This window comes from Verminephrobacter aporrectodeae subsp. tuberculatae, from assembly GCF_026127385.1.
GTDB lineage: Bacteria > Pseudomonadota > Gammaproteobacteria > Burkholderiales > Burkholderiaceae_C > Acidovorax > Acidovorax aporrectodeae.
This window is the reverse complement of sequence record NZ_QZCX01000003.1, coordinates 1,424,728-1,439,054: the sequence shown is the minus strand read 5'-3', so window position 1 is coordinate 1,439,054 and position 14,327 is coordinate 1,424,728. Positions and strand designations below refer to the sequence as shown.

The following is a 14,327-nucleotide window of genomic DNA, read 5'->3' as shown; positions in this document are numbered from 1 at the left end:
TCAGGTCCCTGCGCGCAGCTTTTTGATCTTCGGCAGGGCCAGGCCGCTCACCCGCGCGATGGCTTCATCGTCGAGCAGCGCCAAGAGATTGCGTGCCACGTCGGCCCGTCCCTTCTCGACGCCCTTCTTGATGCCTTGTGCCAGCCCCTTCTTGACGCCTTGTGCCAGCCCCTCGGTCCGGGCATCGAGCAGGGAGCTTTTTTCGTTGCGCAGCGCATCCAGATGCTTCTGGTAGCGGTTGATTTCGGCGGCGCTATAGCCTTGGAACTCGGCGAGCTTGACCGCGTCGGCCACCGGCGGGTAGGACAGAAAGGTCTCATCGGGTACGAAACCGGGCCTGCCGGTATCGCGCAGAAAGCGCAGCCACAGCGCGGTGACCTTTTTCTCGGTCTTGGTTTTGGGGTTGAATTTGGGCAACTCCAGAATGACGAACTGCAAGCCTTTCAAAATCTTGCCGTGCCTGCCGCGCTTGGCGAGTTTGGTGATCTTGTAGTGGTGCAGCCAGCAGTCTTGTTCGTCGGGGTCTTTCTCGAAGACGTCGTTGAGCACCGTGACGGAGTAGACCGGGCACAGCGATTGGTAGGAATCCCCTGGCGAGAGTTGGTTCACGATGGCTTGTGCGCCGCTGAACAGGATGCGCGAGAAGTAAGCGTCGGTCCACAGCATCTGCATCTCGACGACGAACACCCGGCCGTTCTGATCGCAGCATTTGACGTCGACGATGGAAAAGCGCATGTCCGGAACTTGCGGCGCCTGCTCGGTGGGCAGATAGGTCAGGGACTCGATGGGCGCGTCCAAGGGCAGGACGGCGTTGAGAAAATCCAGGAGCAGATCGGCGCGCGAGAAGATGCGCTTGAAGACCAGATCGATCTTGGGATCAAGGTAGCTCATATTCATGGACGGGAACTCCTGCGCCTGCCTTTGGCTGCGCAGTCTATCGTACAGAGCCGGCCTGGTGGAGGAGTCCGACCGCTGCGCGCAGGCGCTCATCTACAAGGACCTGATCCGCACGCTGTTTGCCGAGCAGCTTGCCGCCGCGGCGGGCGCGAACGGTGGCGAGTGTGCGCTGAAGGCCCCGGGCCGCGCCAAAGCCTTGTGCACCGCGACCGGTTCAGGCCCCTGCGCGCAGCTTTTTGATCTTCGGCAGGGCCAGGCCGCTCACCCGCGCGATGGCTTCATCGTCGAGCAGCGCCAAGAGATTGCGTGCCACGTCGGCCCGTCCCTTCCTGACGCCTTGCGCCAACCCCTTCTTGACGCCTTGTGCCAACCCCTTCTCGATGCCTTCCTCCAGCCCCTCGGTCCGGGCATCGAGCAGGGAGCTTTTTTCGTTGCGCAGCGCATCCAGATGCTTCTGGTAGCGGTTGATTTCGGCGGCGCTATAGCCTTGGAACTCGGCGAGCTTGACCGCGTCGGCCACCGGCGGGTAGGACAGAAAGGTCTCATCGGGTACGAAACCGGGCCTGCCGGTATCGCGCAGAAAGCGCAGCCACAGCGCGGTGACCTTTTTCTCGGTCTTGGTTTTGGGGTTGAATTTGGGCAACTCCAGAATGACGAACTGCAAGCCTTTCAAAATCTTGCCGTGCCTGCCGCGCTTGGCGAGTTTGGTGATCTTGTAGTGGTGCAGCCAGCAGTCTTGTTCGTCGGGGTCTTTCTCGAAGACGTCGTTGAGCACCGTGACGGAGTAGACCGGGCACAGCGATTGGTAGGAATCCCCTGGCGAGAGTTGGTTCACGATGGCTTGTGCGCCGCTGAACAGGATGCGCGAGAAGTAAGCGTCGGTCCACAGCATCTGCATCTCGACGACGAACACCCGGCCGTTCTGATCGCAGCATTTGACGTCGACGATGGAAAAGCGCATGTCCGGAACTTGCGGCGCCTGCTCGGTGGGCAGATAGGTCAGGGTCTCGATGGGCGCGTCCAAGGGCAGGACGGCGTTGAGAAAATCCAGGAGCAGATCGGCGCGCGAGAAGATGCGCTTGAAGACCAGATCGATTTTGGGATCGAGGTAGCTCATATTCATGGAAGGGAACTCCTGCGCCTGCCTTTGGCTGCGCAGTCTATCGCACGCGTGCCGAAGGCCAGCGGTCTGCAAACTGCACAGGAAGGGTGCAACCCGCGCGACAGCATGCTTTGCGCGCCTGCGGCACACTGTGAACCGCTTGGTAGCCGAATGGATCCCCATGCCCTCCACCCCTGCACTGACCCCGCGCCGCGAACTCTGGCTGCTGCTGACCCTCGCGGGGGTGCAGTTCACGCATATCGTGGACTTCATGATCATGATGCCGCTGGGGCCCGAGTTCACGCAGATGTTTGCCATCAGCGACGCGCAGTTCGGCCTGCTGGTCTCGGCGTACACGCTGTCCGCCGGGGTGTCGGGTCTGCTGGCGTCCACCTGCATCGATCGCTTTGGCCGCAAGCGCCTGCTGCTGGTGCTCTACACCCTGTTCGGGCTGGCAACGCTGGCCTGCGGCCTCGCGCCGACCTACGCCACGCTGATCGCGGCGCGCATTCTTGCGGGGGCCTTCGGGGGCGTGCTGCAGGCCCTGGTGCAGACCATCGTCGCGGACGTGGTCGCGTTCGAGCGGCGCGGCCGCGCCACGGGGATCGTCATGACCTCGTTCTCCGTGGCGACGGTGGCGGGCGTTCCGCTGGGGCTGGTCCTGGCGCAGTTCGGCGGTTGGCACCTGCCGTTCATTGCCACTGCCGCGATGGTCGGGGGGGTGGCCATGGTGGCTGCGCGCACGCTGCCGGCGCTGACCGCGCACGTGCACGCGGCCCGTGGCAGAACGGTGTGGGGCGGCATCGCGCAGGTGCTGGTCGATCCGAACCACCGCCGGGCCTTCGTGTTCACGGCGCTGCTGATGTTCGCGGGTTTTACGGTGATCCCCTACATCACCATTTACATGCGGAGCAACATCGGCGTGCGCGCCGACCAGGTGCCTCTGATCTACCTGTGCGGCGGCGTGGCGACCCTGTTCACGGCGCGCGTGTTTGGCCAGCTGACGGACCGTCTGGGCAAGGTGCCCACCTACCGCGGGTTGGCATTGGCGCTCGCCCTGCCCCTGCTGGCGCTGACGGTGGCGCTGGTGCATGGTGCGCCGTTATGGGTCGTGTTGCTGGTGACCACGCTGATGTTCACCATCATGGGGGGACGCATGATTCCGGGAATGGCCATCGTCGCCTCGGCCGCGCAGCCCGCTGTGCGCGGCACGTTCATGACCCTGAACGGGTCGGTGCAGTCGGCGGCCATGGGGCTGGCCTCGTTCGTGGGCGGGCTGCTGATCAGCCGCGACGCGCAGGGGCTGGTGCAGAACTACTGGCTGGCCGCGCTGGTGGGCGTTGCCGCGAGCCTGCTCTCGGCGCTGGTCGTGGGCAGGTTGCACCTGCACGGCGCGGGGCCGTCGGCGCGCTGAGGCTGCGGCGCGAAGTATTCCACGGCCCGGGTGGCGATGGCCGCGCCATGTTCTGCAACGAAGTGCCCGGCCTGCGGCAGCACGATGGGCTCCGGGCAGCCGGCGATGCTGCGCCGCAGCGCCTGCATCGTGGGCAGCCCCAGTACCGGATCCTGCGCCCCGACCACCATCAGGCTGCGGCCCCGCCACTGGTGCTGCCAGAACTGGCGCGCGGCGCGCGACAGCGCCGCCCCCGGGTCGTCCGCGTGCACGGGGACGCGCTCGGGAAAGGCGCGCAGCGCGGCGCGGTGGCCGCGGTCCGGGAACGGTGCGTCGTACGCGGCGCATTCCGCAGCGCTCAGATGCGGGTTGCCGCGCGCCAGCAGGCGGCCCACCCCGTACAGGGGCCGGTCGCGGCACAGCGCGCGCCATGGACCGAAGCCCGGTGGCAGCGGCGCGTCGCCCGTGGCCAGCAGCGTGTTCATCGCCAGCAGGCCGGCGAACCGCTCGGGCATGGCCATGGGCAGCGTCAGGCCCAGGATTCCCCCCCAGCCCTGTACCACCAGCACCATGCGGCGCAGGTCCAGGCGTGCCATCCATTCCAGCAGCAGTTGGCGGTGCCATTCGAAGCGGTGCGCGCTGTCTTTCTTGGGCTTGTCGCTCTTGCCAAAGCCAATCAGGTCGGGCGCCAGAACGCGGTCCCCGGCGGCCAGAAACACGGGCAGCATGCGCCGGTACAGATAGCTCCAGGACGGGTTGCCATGCAGGCACAGCCAGGTGCGCGGGGCGTCCCGGGGGCCCTCGTCGAGGTAATGCATGCGCAGCCCCGCCAGGCCGGGCAGGTCGCTCAGGTAGTGTGGCGCCCAGGGGTAGCCGGGCAGGTCGGCAAAGGCGGCGTCGGGCGTGCGCAGCGCGTCGTCGCGCAGCGGGTGCTGCGCCCGCTGCTGCCCGCGGCGGCGCTGGAAGAATGCGCGCAGCGCGTGGCCGCAGGCGTCGGCGAGCACACCGCCCTGAACCTGGGTCCGGTGGTTCAGCGCCGCTTGGCCGAACAGGTCGAGCACCGAGCCCGCAGCCCCGGTCCGGGGATCCGGCGCGCCGTACACGAGCCGCGCGAGCCGCGCGTGCAGCATGGCGCCGCTGCACATGGCGCAGGGTTCGAGCGTGACGTAGAGGCTACAGCCGTCGAGCCGGTAATTGCCGAGTTGCCGGGCCGCTGCGCGCAGCGCCACGATCTCGGCGTGCGCGGTTGGGTCATGGCTCTGCCGGGGTGCGTTGCGGCCGCTGGCAAGCACCCGGCCGTCCTTGACCACGACGGCTCCCACGGGCACTTCGCCGGCGCGCGCCGCGTCCTCGGCCTGCGCCAGCGCCAGGCGCATCCAGTGCGCATCGTGCTCGGGGCATTCGCCGTGGCTCATCCGACCCATTTGCGCGCGTTGCGCCAGATGCGCATCCAGGGGCTGGGCGCGCTGCGCTCGCCCGGCGTCCAGCTCATCTGCGCGTTGCGGAACACGCGCTCGGGGTGCGGCATCATGGCCGTGAAGCGGCCGTCGGCCGTGGTCACACCGGTCAGGCCGCCGGCGCTGCCGTTCGGGTTGTACGGGTACTGTTCGGTGGCGGCGCCGTGGTTGTCCACGAAGCGCAGCGCGGCGATGGTCCGTGCTGCTGAGCCGTGCTGCTGCGCGAAGTTGGCGTAGCCCTCGCCATGCGCCACGGCGATCGGCAAGCGGCTGCCGGCCATGTCCTGCAGGAACAGGCTGGGCGATGCGAGCACCTCGACCAGCGACAGGCGGGACTCGAACCGTTCGCTCCGGTTGGTCGTAAAGCGCGGCCAGTCCTGCGCGCCGGGGATGATCTCGGCCAGTTCGGCGAACATCTGGCAGCCGTTGCATACGCCCAGGCCAAAGCTGTCGGCGCGCGCGAAGAATTGCTGGAACTGCGCGGCAAGCTGCGGGTTGAAGCGGATGCTGCGCGCCCAGCCGACGCCGGCGCCCAGGGTGTCGCCGTAGCTGAAGCCGCCGCCGGCGACCAGCCCCTGGAAGTCGGCGAGCCTGACGCGGCCGCTTTGCAGGTCGGTCATGTGCACGTCGTGCGCCGCGAAGCCGGCTGCGTCGAAGGCGTAGGCCATTTCGACGTGCGAGTTCACGCCCTGCTCGCGCAGGATCGCGACCCGGGGCCGGGCCAGGTTCAGGTACGCGGCGGCGATGTCCTCGTCGGCGTCGAACGGGAGGTGCAGGTGCAGGCCGGGGTCGGTGGGGTCGCCGGCGGCCGCGTGTTCCGCGTCGGCGGTCGCGGGGTTGTCGCGCTGGCGGCAGATCTTCCAGCTCACGCTGTCCCAGGCCTGGTGCAGGTCGGCCAGCGCGGCGCTGAATACCGGCCTGGCGTCGCGCCACACCTGCAACTCGCCCTTGCCGGCGGCTATGGGGGCCGCCGCCGGGCGCGTCTTGCCGACGAAGTGGCTGAACCGGGACAGGCCGTGCGCGCGCAGCGTGTGCATCACCGCGTCGCGCTCGGCCGTGCGCACCTGGAGCAGCACGCCCAGTTCTTCGTTGAACAGCGCCCTGAGCGTGCGTTCCTCGCGCCGTGCGCCGACCTGCGTGGCCCAGTTCTTGGCGTCACCGACGTCCATGCGGCTGTCCTCGATGCCGTCGCCTTCGGTGAGCAGTGGGTCCACGTTCAGCGCCAGGCCCACATGGCCCGCGAAGGCCATCTCGGCCGCGGCCGCGAGCAGGCCGCCGTCGCTGCGGTCGTGGTAGGCCAGGATCTGGCCGCGCGCGCGCAGCGCGTTCACGGCGGCGACCAGGTTCAGCAGATCCTGCGGGTCGTCGAGGTCGGGAACCCCGTCTTTCTCGGGGCAGCCGCTTTGCCCCAGCGTCTGGCCCAGGATGCTGCCGCCCATGCGGCTGCGGCCCCGGCCCAGGTCGATGAGCAGCAGCGTGCTGTCGGCTTCGCTGGCGTCGAGCTGCGGCGTGAGGGTGGTGCGCACGTCGGCCAGCGTGGCGAACGCGCTCACGACCAGGCTCACGGGGGAGACGATTTTCTTCTCGGCGCCGGCCTCGCTCCACTGCGTGCGCATCGACAGGCTGTCCTTGCCCACGGGGATGGACAGGCCCAGCGCCGGGCACAGTTCCAGGCCCACGGCCCGGACGGTGGCGTACAGCGCGGCGTCCTCGCCGGGCTCGCCGCAGGCGGCCATCCAGTTCGCACTGAGCTTTACGCGCGGCAGCTCGATGGGCGCGGCGAGCAGGTTGGTGATGGCCTCGGCCACCGCCATGCGGCCCGACGCCGGGGCGTCGATGGCGGCCAGCGGCGCGCGTTCGCCCAGGGCCATGGCCTCGCCCGCAAAGCCCTGGTAGTCGGCCAGCGTCACCGCGCAGTCGGCCACGGGAACCTGCCAGGGGCCGACCATCTGGTCGCGGTGCGAGAGGCCGCCCACGCTGCGGTCGCCGATGGTGATGAGAAAGCGTTTCGACGCCACCGTGGGGTGCGCGAGTACGTCGATCACGGCCTGGTGCAGCGCCACGCCGCCCAGGTCGAGGGGGGTGAAATGGCGCTGCACGCTGCGCACGTCGCGCTGCATCGCGGGCGGCTTGCCCAGCAGCAGGTCCATGGGCAGGTCCACGGGAAGCGGCTGCTCCGGGGCCATGGCGGCGCTGTCGTGCAGCACCAGCCGGCGCTCCTCGGTGGCCACCCCGACCACGGCAAACGGGCAGCGCTCGCGCGCGCAAAACGCCCGCAGCTGCGCCAGCGACTCGGGCGCGATCGCCAGCACGTAGCGCTCCTGGCTTTCGTTGCTCCAGATCTCCCGGGGCGCCATGCCCGATTCCTCGAGGGGAACGGCGCGCAGGTCGAAGCGCGCGCCGCGGCCCGCGTCGTGGACCAGTTCCGGAAAGGCGTTGGACAGCCCGCCGGCCCCCACGTCGTGGATCGCGAGGATGGGGTTGGCCGCGCCCTGCGCCCAGCAGTGGTTGATGACCTCTTGCGCCCGGCGCTCGATTTCGGGGTTGCCGCGCTGCACCGAATCGAAGTCCAGCGCGACCGCGTTGCTGCCGCTGGCCATGGAACTGGCCGCGCCGCCGCCCATGCCGATGCGCATTCCGGGGCCGCCGATCTGGATCAGCAAGGTGCCCGCGGGGAAGGCGATTTTCTGCGTGAGCGCGGCGTCGATCGCACCCAAGCCGCCGGCGAGCATGATGGGCTTGTGGTAGCCGCGCAGCACGCCGCCCACGTTCTGCTCGTATTCGCGGAAGTAGCCCGCCAGATTGGGGCGGCCGAATTCGTTGTTGAACGCGGCCGCGCCCAGCGGGCCTTCGAGCATGATTTGCAGCGCGCTGGCGATGTGCCCGGGCCGGCCCGACGGGCTGCCCCAGAGCCGGGAGACCGCAAAGCCGCTCAGGCCGGCCTTGGGCCGGGCGCCGCGGCCGGTGGCGCCCTCGTCGCGGATTTCGCCGCCCGCGCCGGTGGACGCGCCGGGAAACGGCGAGACCGCCGTGGGGTGGTTGTGCGTCTCCACCTTCATCAGCACATGCTCGGTGGCGCGGCTCTTTTGGTAGCCATGCGGGATGCAGGGGTCTGCGCCATCGGTCACATCGGTCATTTTGGCGACGAAGCGTTCGACCCCGTGGTGGCCCTCCATGACGCAGGCGTTGTCCGAGTACGCGACCAGCGTGTGCCGGGGCGCGCACCGGTGCGTGTTGCGGATCATGTCGAACAGGCTCTGCGCCTGCTCCACGCCGTCGATGCGAAAGCGGGCGTTGAAGATCTTGTGGCGGCAATGCTCGCTGTTCGCCTGCGCGAACATCATCAGCTCCACGTCGCTGGGGTTGCGCGCCAGGCCGCTGAAGGCGTCGATCAGGTAGTCGATCTCCGTGTCGGCCAGCGCCAGGCCAAAGCGGGAATTCGCCGCCTGCAGCGCGCCGCGGCCCGCGCCGAGCACGTCCACGTGCTCCATGGGCGCGGACGGCAACGCAGTGAACAGCGCCGCGGCGGATGCGCGGTCCGGGAGCACGGATTCGGTCATGCGGTCGTGCAGCAGGGCGGCCGCCTGGTCGCGCTGCGCTGCGCTCCATGCGGGCGCCGGGCCCGGCAGGTCCGCTTCGAGGCGGATGCGGTACTCGGTGATGCGCTCCACGCGCCGGATCGTCAGGCCGCAGTTGCGCGCGATGTCGGTGGCCTTGGACGACCAGGGCGACAGGGTGCCCAGGCGCGGCGCGGCGATGATGACCAGGCCATCGTCCGGGCCGGCATGCGGTTCGCCGTAGGTCAGCAAGGCGTCCAGGCGCTCGCGCTCCGACGGCGTGGGGGCCGCGTCGGTGGCGACCAGATGCACGAAGCGCGCCGCAATGCCGCAGACCCGGGGGTGGATGGCCTGCAACGCGGACTGCAACTGCTGGGCGCGAAAGGCGCTGAGGGCGTTGCCGCCCGCCAGCGTGGTGATGTGCAAGGTCACGGTAGCGGTGTGTAGAGGAGGGGGTGGGGGAGGGGCTGCCTGCGCTGCGTTGGCCGGCCCGGCATTTTACCGGGGGACCCGATGCGTTTGGAAAGCACGCAGCAGCCCTTCAGAAAACGAAATAGTTCGCATTTGCAATATAAAATCCGTCTCCTGCAAGCCACGGTCACTTACATTCGGTAGCATTGGCTTGAGCCCTTTCCATCACCGCTGACCAACTGCGCAACGCAGTTCCCCTCCCGACAACCCATGCTGAGCCCTGCTGCACTGCGCTACTGGTCATGGACCCACCGATGGTCCAGCCTGGTGTGCACCCTCTTCATGTTGCTGCTGTGCCTGACGGGCCTGCCGCTGATCTTTCACGAAGAAATCGGCCATTGGCTGGGCACGGAGGTGCAGGCCCCGGCGCTGCCCGCCGACACGCCGCAGGCCAGCCTGGACCAGGTGCTGGCCGCCGCGCAGGCGCGGCACCCCGAGCGCGTGGTGCAGTTCGCTTCCCGGCCCGAGGAGGGCGACGCGCTGTGGTTCGTGACCCTGACCCCCACGCCCGACCCGACGCAGGATTTCAAGTCGATCGCCGTCGATGCGCGCACGGCGACCGTGCTGTCGCAGCGGCCGGTGGGCGAGGGCTTCATGCACGTCATGCTGCGCCTGCACGTGGACCTGTTCGCGGGGCTGGCCGGCAAGCTGTTCCTGGGGTGCATGGGTTTGCTGCTGCTGGTGGCCATCGTCACCGGCATCGTGCTGTACGCGCCCTTCATGCGCCGGCTGCATTTTGGCCAGGTGCGGCGCGAGCGCTCCGCGCGCCTGAAGTGGCTGGACCTGCACAACCTGCTGGGCAGCGTCACGCTGGTCTGGGCGCTGGTGGTTGCGGCCACGGGCATGATCAACACCTGGGCCGACCTGTTGATCAAATACTGGCAGCACGACCAACTCTCGGCCCTGCTCGAGCCCTGGGCGGGCCAGGCCATGGTGCCGGTCGCCGAGCGCGGGTCCTTGCAGCAGTCGCTGGAGGCTGCGCAGGCGCAGGCCCCGGGGATGCGGCTGTCGTTCATCGCCTTTCCGGGAACCGCCTTTTCCAGCCCGCAGCACAACACCTTTTTCATGCGCGGCAATACCCCCCTGCGCTCGCGCCTGTTGCAGCCGGTGTTGGTCGATGCGCGCAGCGCGCGCATCACTGCCGCGCCAGCGCTGCCCTGGTATCTGGCGGCCTTGCTGCTCTCGCAGCCGCTGCATTTTGGCGACTACGGCGGCCTGCCGCTGAAGGTCCTCTGGGCGCTGCTGGACGGGGTCACCATCGTGGTGCTCGGCAGCGGGCTGTATCTGTGGCTGTGCCGCCGCGCACAGGCGCGCAGAGAGGGCAGCGCATGAGGCCGGGTCTTTTCCAAAGCCCATTCCTCAGGCTATGGGGCTGGCCGCTGGCCATGGCCCTGCTCTCGGCCACGGGCCTGGCCAGCGCGCTGCTCTTCGAGCGCTGGGGCGACTGGTGGTCATGGCTGGGGCTGGGCATTCCGGTGGCCGTGATCGGCTGGTTCTCCTGGCCCCGCGCGCGCCCCGTGGAAGCCGCCACCGACGCCGACACCCCGGCGCCGCCGTTCTGAATCCTGCTTGCTCTCTTTCAACACCATGCACCACACGACACCCTTGCAGATAGGCATGCCGAGCCCGGCGTGCACCACGGCCGCGATGCTGCTCGCGCTCACCGCGCCCGCCCTGCATGCACAAACCGCTGCGGCCCCGGCAGCGCAAGGCCAAACCCTGTCCCCCGTGACCGTGAACGCCAGCGCCGACGCGTCGGCCCAGGGCCTGTCTCCGGCCTACGCCGGCGGCCAGGTGGCGCGCGGTGGCCGCGCCGGTGTGCTGGGCACGCGCGACGCGCTGCAGACGCCGTTTTCCATCACCAGCTACACCAACGAACTGATACAGGACCGCCACGCCCGCAGCGTCGGCGACGTGCTGCAAAACGACCCGACGGTGCGCACGGCGCGTGGCTTTGGCAACTTCCAGGAGGCCTACTTCATCCGCGGCTTCATCCTGTATTCGGACGACATCGCCTACAACGGCCTGTACAGCCTGCTGCCACGCCAGTACATCGCCACCGAATTGTTCGAGCGGGTGGAACTGCTGCGCGGCGCCTCGGTTTTTCTCAACGGTGCCAGCCCGGGCGGCAGCGGCCTGGGGGGCAGCATCAACCTGGTGCCCAAGCGCGCGCCGAACGAGCCGCTGAACCGCGTGACCCTGGGGGTGACCCAGGGCGGCCAGACCCAGCTGGCAGCCGACATGGCACGCCGCTTCGGCCCCGACGGCAGCACGGGGGTGCGCCTGAATGCGGCCACACGCGCCGGGGGCAGCGCCGTGGACAAGGAAAAGAGCCGCCTGGAACTGCTCGCCCTGGGCCTGGACTGGCGCAGCCCCGGCGTGCGCCTGTCCGGCGACGTCGGCTGGCAAACGAACGCACTGCGCAACACCCGCACGAACGTCCTGCTCGGGTCTGCGCTCACCCAGGTGCCCAGGCCGCCCGATAACCGGAGCAACCATGCCCAGCCCGGAACCTACTCGAACGAACGCGACCTGTTTGGCACGCTGCGCGGCGAATGGGATCTCTCTGCGGCCACCACTGCCTGGGCCGCCGCAGGCGCGCGCCGCGGCGCCGAAGCGAATGCGCTGGCGAATCTCACGGTGAACGACGCGGGCAGCGGCGCGGCCAGCCACTACCGCTTCGACAACCGCCGCCGCGACAGCGTGAACACCGGCGAACTGGGCCTGCGCGGCAAGTTGCAGACCGGCGGCCTGGGCCATGAATGGGTGGCCGTGGCCGCGTATTTCGGCTCCGAGGCGAAAAATGCCTACGCTTCGGACGGGGACAACCCCCAGGCGAGCAACCTGTACGGCCCGATCACCACCAGCCTGCCGGACTTTGGCGCCAAGACCCAGTGGGGTGGCGATCTGGCGCATCCGCGGCGCACCGGCAGCACGCGCCTGAGCAGCCTGGCGCTGGGCGATACCGTTGCGCTCGCCGAGCGGCGCCTGCAACTCACCGCAGGCCTGCGCTTGCAGAAAATGGAGACGGTGAATTACGCCTACGGCACGGCCGCGTTCACCGGCCGCGACCAGCAAAGCCATGGCAGCCCGCTGCTGGCTGCGCTCTACCAGGTGGACCCGCAGCTATCGGTCTACTCGAACTACGTCGAAGGCCTGAACCAGGGTCAGACGGCACCCACCGGCGCGACCAACCAGGGCCAGAAGCTGCCCCCCTTTGTCGCGCGGCAAAAGGAGGCGGGCCTGAAGTACGACGCTGGCCGCATCGCCGCCGACCTGGCGCTGTTTTCCATCACCCGGCCGCGCGCCCTCGTCGACACCCGCAGCCGCATCTTCGGCACCTATGGCCAGGACCGCCACCGGGGCGCAGAGCTGAGCCTGCACGGTCAGGCCAGCCGGGAGCTGAGCCTGCTGGGCGGACTGACCTGGCTCGATGCCCGGCAGCAAAGCACCGGCAGCGTCAGCACCGATGGCCGGCGTGTCATCGGTGTGCCCCGGCTGCAGGCGAATCTGGGTGCCCAATGGGAACTGCCGGGCCTGCCCGGGCTGGCCGTCGATGGCCGCCTGGTGCACACCGGCGCCAGCTACGCGAACGCCACGAACACCCTGAAGGTGCCCGGCTGGAGCCGGCTGGACGTGGGCGTGCGCTACCTGCGCGAAGTGCAGGGCCGCTTGGTCACCCTGCGCGCGCGCGTGGACAACCTGACGAACCGCAGCTACTGGGCCTCGTCGGGCGGCTACCCGGGCTGGGGCTACCTGGTGCTGGGCGCGCCGCGCACGCTGTCCATCAGCGCCAGCGTGGACTTCTGAGAACTGCCTGAGCATTCCATTCGCAGCCGGGCCGGGTCAACCGGGAACGAAGCGGTATCCGACCCCCGTTTCGGTCCTCAAGTGCCGGGGCATCGAGGCGTCGCGCTCGACCTTCTTGCGCAGATTCGCCATGTGCACGCGCACATAGTGCGTGTCCTGCGCGTGGCCCGGTCCCCACACGGCCTTGAGCAGCTGCTGGTGCGTGATGACCCGATCGGGTTGCGCCGCCAGATGCGTGAGCAGCTTGTATTCGATGGGGGTCAGGTGCAGCGCCTGGCCGCCGCGCTCGACGGCCCGGCGAGCCAGGTCCACCGTGACGTCGCCAAACGCAATCAGCGCCTGCCCGCCCGCTGCGCCCGGTTGTTGGCTGCGGCGCAGCTGGGCGCGCACCCGGGCCATGAGCTCGCCCGAGCCAAAGGGCTTGACCAGGTAGTCGTCGGCCCCCGCGTCGAGCGCGGCGATCTTGCTGGCTTCGGCGCTGCGCGCCGAGAGCACGATGATGGCCATGGTCGACCAGCTGCGCAATTCGCGGATCAGGTCCACGCCGTCGCCGTCGGGCAGGCCCAGGTCGAGCACCAGCAGGTCGGGGCGCCGGGTGCCGGCCTCGATCAGTCCACGCTGCAAGGTGGTGGCCTCGTGCACGGTGTGGCCCTCGCGCTCCAGCGTCAGGCGCACGAAGCGGCGGATGTCGGCCTCGTCTTCGACGATGAGGATATGCGTCGGCAGGTCGGTCATGGCCTGCGGCGGGGCGTTCAGTCGCCAGGATGCCCCTGAGGCGGCTGTTGCATTGCCATCGGAACGGCTGCCCTGGCCCAGTCCGGCAGGTTGCGGGTGACGAACTTCGTCCGGCCCAGGTCCATGCTCAGCAGCAGGCGGTAGGTTTTTCCGCTGTTGTCGAGGATGCGCACCCGGTCGCTCAGCCCGATCGCATCGGCAAGATGGCCGAGGCTGCGGTCGAAACGGCGCAGCAGGTCCTGCTCGGGGACGTCATGGCCGCCGCGCTGGACTCTTGCGGCAACGCGGACATGGGACTGCTCCACCTCGGACAGGCCGACATAGACCAAGTTCAGCTTGTAGCCGAGCTCCTTGGCGGTCTGCATGAAGGGCAGCTCGCGCCGGCCCGTCAGCGTCGTCTCGATCCCGAAGGACCGGCCTTCCTGCAGCAGTTGCTTGCGCTGCGCGATGGCCAAGCGACCGGCCTGGTTCTGTGCCGAGGTGGCGCCCGGATCGTCCGGCCCGATCGCGCGGGCGATGTCGTCGGGATTCACGATCGGAATGCGGCTGGCCACCCGGTACCGGCTGACCAGCGTCGATTTTCCTGCCCCATTCGGACCCGCGAAAACCCATAGCTGGGGTCGCATGCTGCTCATAGGGCGCGGATCACCTCATCGCCCTGCCGCGAGAAACGCACCAGCTCGCGGTGGCCGTCGGGGTGTTCCTTGATTTGCAAGCCCTTTGGCGTCGTCGGCTCGCGGTAGTAGATCGGCCAACCTGCGGCGAGCAGCTCGCGTGCGGCGCCGCCATCGCCGTCTACACGGTCCAGCTCGCGCCATAGTTGTTCGCTTGGGTCCTCGTTCTCGGGTGTCTTGTACAGCGTGTTCATGAATTCGACCTCGTTGTGATGATCGGGTATGCCGACG

Annotated in this window: 11 protein-coding genes; 4 read left to right on the top strand and 7 right to left on the bottom strand. The window is 68.8% G+C overall.

The genetic code is table 11. The annotated features are described in order from the left end of the window. Complete coding sequence (locus D5041_RS21465; RefSeq protein WP_265285721.1) at window positions 1-897, bottom strand: Rpn family recombination-promoting nuclease/putative transposase; 897 nt, start codon at window positions 895-897, stop codon at window positions 1-3. A 214-nt stretch (window positions 898-1,111) separates the two neighbouring features. Further along, a complete protein-coding gene (locus D5041_RS21460; protein WP_265285720.1) occupies window positions 1,112-2,020 on the bottom strand; it encodes an Rpn family recombination-promoting nuclease/putative transposase in 909 nt (302 codons plus the stop codon). Window positions 2,021-2,180: 160 nt separating this feature from the next. On the opposite strand from D5041_RS21460, the gene D5041_RS21455 reads away from it, so the two are divergent. Continuing rightward, on the top strand, window positions 2,181-3,413 hold the full coding sequence (locus D5041_RS21455; protein WP_265259377.1) for an MFS transporter: 1,233 nt from the start codon (window positions 2,181-2,183) through the stop codon (window positions 3,411-3,413). On the opposite strand, the gene tadA is transcribed toward D5041_RS21455, so the two are convergent. Beyond that, window positions 3,314-4,807 carry a tRNA adenosine(34) deaminase TadA gene (gene tadA / locus D5041_RS21450; protein ID WP_265285783.1) on the bottom strand — a complete coding sequence of 498 codons (1,494 nt, stop codon included), beginning with the start codon at window positions 4,805-4,807 and terminating at the stop codon, window positions 3,314-3,316. The two genes, D5041_RS21455 and tadA, sit on opposite strands and share 100 nt — an antisense overlap. Further along, window positions 4,804-8,838 carry a phosphoribosylformylglycinamidine synthase gene (gene purL, locus D5041_RS21445; RefSeq protein WP_265285719.1) on the bottom strand — a complete coding sequence of 1,345 codons (4,035 nt, stop codon included), beginning with the start codon at window positions 8,836-8,838 and terminating at the stop codon, window positions 4,804-4,806. The genes tadA and purL overlap by 4 nt, the downstream gene beginning before the upstream one ends. Window positions 8,839-9,087: 249 nt before the next feature. Between purL and D5041_RS21440 the strand changes: the two genes are divergently transcribed. From D5041_RS21440 to D5041_RS21430, 3 genes are read left to right on the top strand one after another with little or no spacing between them, the layout of a single operon-like run. After that, window positions 9,088-10,209 carry a PepSY-associated TM helix domain-containing protein gene (locus D5041_RS21440; RefSeq protein ID WP_265285718.1) on the top strand — a complete coding sequence of 374 codons (1,122 nt, stop codon included), beginning with the start codon at window positions 9,088-9,090 and terminating at the stop codon, window positions 10,207-10,209. Beyond that, the gene (locus D5041_RS21435; RefSeq protein WP_265285717.1) at window positions 10,206-10,439 is read left to right on the top strand and encodes a hypothetical protein; all 234 of its coding nucleotides are present in this window, start codon (window positions 10,206-10,208) and stop codon (window positions 10,437-10,439) included. The genes D5041_RS21440 and D5041_RS21435 overlap by 4 nt, the downstream gene beginning before the upstream one ends. 55 nt (window positions 10,440-10,494) lie before the next feature. Further along, window positions 10,495-12,687 carry a TonB-dependent receptor gene (locus tag D5041_RS21430; protein WP_407702327.1) on the top strand — a complete coding sequence of 731 codons (2,193 nt, stop codon included), beginning with the start codon at window positions 10,495-10,497 and terminating at the stop codon, window positions 12,685-12,687. Window positions 12,688-12,723: 36 nt separating this feature from the next. On the opposite strand, the gene D5041_RS21425 is transcribed toward D5041_RS21430, so the two are convergent. The 3 genes from D5041_RS21425 to D5041_RS21415 are packed head-to-tail and all read right to left on the bottom strand — an operon-like array spanning window position 12,724 to window position 14,290. Continuing rightward, window positions 12,724-13,422 carry a response regulator gene (locus D5041_RS21425; RefSeq protein ID WP_265285715.1) on the bottom strand — a complete coding sequence of 233 codons (699 nt, stop codon included), beginning with the start codon at window positions 13,420-13,422 and terminating at the stop codon, window positions 12,724-12,726. 17 nt (window positions 13,423-13,439) lie between these two features. After that, complete coding sequence (locus tag D5041_RS21420; RefSeq protein WP_265285782.1) at window positions 13,440-14,048, bottom strand: ATPase; 609 nt, start codon at window positions 14,046-14,048, stop codon at window positions 13,440-13,442. Window positions 14,049-14,053: 5 nt separating this feature from the next. Then, window positions 14,054-14,290: a hypothetical protein gene (locus D5041_RS21415; RefSeq protein ID WP_265282700.1), complete on the bottom strand. Its 237-nt coding sequence runs from the start codon at window positions 14,288-14,290 to the stop codon at window positions 14,054-14,056. Between the last annotated feature and the right edge of the window lie 37 nt (window positions 14,291-14,327).

What these genes read in the sequence shown, in the direction of transcription:
- D5041_RS21440 (WP_265285718.1), top strand. Translation starts at nt 9,088, where the DNA reads ATGCTGAGCCCTGCTGCACTGCGCTACTGGTCATGGACCCACCGATGG.
- D5041_RS21420 (WP_265285782.1), bottom strand. Translation starts at nt 14,048, where the DNA reads ATGCGACCCCAGCTATGGGTTTTCGCGGGTCCGAATGGGGCAGGAAAA.
- tadA (WP_265285783.1), bottom strand. Translation starts at nt 4,807, where the DNA reads ATGAGCCACGGCGAATGCCCCGAGCACGATGCGCACTGGATGCGCCTG.
- D5041_RS21460 (WP_265285720.1), bottom strand. Translation starts at nt 2,020, where the DNA reads ATGAATATGAGCTACCTCGATCCCAAAATCGATCTGGTCTTCAAGCGC.
- D5041_RS21435 (WP_265285717.1), top strand. Translation starts at nt 10,206, where the DNA reads ATGAGGCCGGGTCTTTTCCAAAGCCCATTCCTCAGGCTATGGGGCTGG.
- D5041_RS21430 (WP_407702327.1), top strand. Translation starts at nt 10,495, where the DNA reads ATGCCGAGCCCGGCGTGCACCACGGCCGCGATGCTGCTCGCGCTCACC.
- D5041_RS21415 (WP_265282700.1), bottom strand. Translation starts at nt 14,290, where the DNA reads ATGAACACGCTGTACAAGACACCCGAGAACGAGGACCCAAGCGAACAA.
- D5041_RS21455 (WP_265259377.1), top strand. Translation starts at nt 2,181, where the DNA reads ATGCCCTCCACCCCTGCACTGACCCCGCGCCGCGAACTCTGGCTGCTG.
- D5041_RS21465 (WP_265285721.1), bottom strand. Translation starts at nt 897, where the DNA reads ATGAATATGAGCTACCTTGATCCCAAGATCGATCTGGTCTTCAAGCGC.
- D5041_RS21425 (WP_265285715.1), bottom strand. Translation starts at nt 13,422, where the DNA reads ATGACCGACCTGCCGACGCATATCCTCATCGTCGAAGACGAGGCCGAC.